2 protein-coding genes are annotated in these 1,370 nt (G+C 68.3%); both read left to right on the forward strand.

Annotated features, from left to right (window positions below):
- The first annotated feature begins 408 nt into the window (after nt 1-408).
- A complete protein-coding gene (locus KD1_RS14795; RefSeq protein WP_068403203.1) occupies nt 409-654 on the forward strand; it encodes a ribbon-helix-helix protein, CopG family in 246 nt (81 codons plus the stop codon).
- 280 nt (nt 655-934) lie between these two features.
- The coding region (locus KD1_RS14800) for a DUF3662 domain-containing protein (protein ID WP_157073388.1) at nt 935-1,370 on the forward strand (436 nt) is incomplete at its 3' end.

Genomic DNA, 1,370 nt, shown 5'->3' on the forward strand with positions numbered 1-1,370 from the left:
CCAGGGTGAAGCCTCCGGGGCAACCTCTCCAATGTACCGCATCCATTACTTGGGATCAAAGTCGTGATCCGCACTCTGTGCGGCCGACCTTGCTCGCTTGGATCTCTGCGGCAAGAGGAAAGTTACCCCATCCGATGCCGACCGCCAAATCGAGTCGTCGCAGTCGCTTGTCGTGGGTGCGGGCGGCGGCCACCGTGGGCAGCGGCAGCCCGTCTCAACCGGGGTCCCGTCGGGTCACCAGGGGAACGCATCCGCTTGGGCGACGATCCGGACAAGTGGCGGTACATCGGAGTCGACGCTGCAGCTCGACCGCTGGAGATCATCACCGTTGAGGGGGAGGGTGGAGCAGAGGTCGTTATCCATGCCATGAACCTGCGCCAAGCGCTACTACCGCCAAGGAGGACTCTCATGAGCTTCGAGATCACGGACCATGTCCCCGGGCTGGGGGACGAGCAGGTTGCCGCCATGGTCGAGGAGGCCGAGGGTGGCTACGACCTGTCCGCCCGCGAGACCTCGGCGAGCCCGCACTTTCAGCGGGTCCAACTGGTGCCCGCAGATCTACTCGACGCCATCGACCAGCGCGCCGCACAGGACCGTCAGTCGCCAGAGGCCGTCGTGCGTCAGGCGTTGGCGAACTACCTACACACCGCCTGACCGGTCCCACGCTCGGTCCTCGGCTGCGCGCGAGATAGGACGCTCTTGGCAGGACCCCGGGAGGGTCCTCGGCTGCGCGGGAGATACGACGCACTCGTGAGGACCCCGGCAGGCCACCCCACCACCCGCACGCCCCCGGGAGCGCCCCGCCGCGCTCACGTCCAGCATGCCCCCATGAACCGCGTCTAAGATCGTGCGTGTTCTGTATGCCACCGGCCTGCCGTCCCGCACCAGCAGCGGGTCATCAGCGCCAGATTCGACCGTTGGAAGGGAGCGCACCATGGGCATGTTCGACAAGATGGAGTCGCGCCTCGAGCGCGTCGTCAACGGCGCCTTCGCCAAGGCGTTCCGCTCCGAGGTCTCCCCGCTGGAGATCGCCAGCGCCGTGCGCAAGGCCATGGACAACCGCGCCACCATCCTCGGGCGCGGCCGCACCGTCGTGCCCAACATCTTCTCCGTGGAGCTCTCGCCCAACGACTACGACCGCTTGACGGAGTATCGCGAGGACCTGGAGGACGAGCTCCTCGCTGCGGCGCAGGAGCACGCCGAGTCGCAGGCCTACCAGCCCGGCGGCCCGCTGCGCGTCGAGTTCACCCTGGACGACAGCCTTGAAACCGGCGTCTTCCGCATCCGGCCGAGCACCGCGCGCCGCCCGGCCGGCGACCGCCCCGCCGACCCCGCGGGCCAGACCTACGCACCCGACCCGGTCGTCGAGG

Source organism: Kribbia dieselivorans NBRC 106261, assembly GCF_001552435.1.
GTDB lineage: Bacteria > Actinomycetota > Actinomycetes > Actinomycetales > Dermatophilaceae > Kribbia > Kribbia dieselivorans.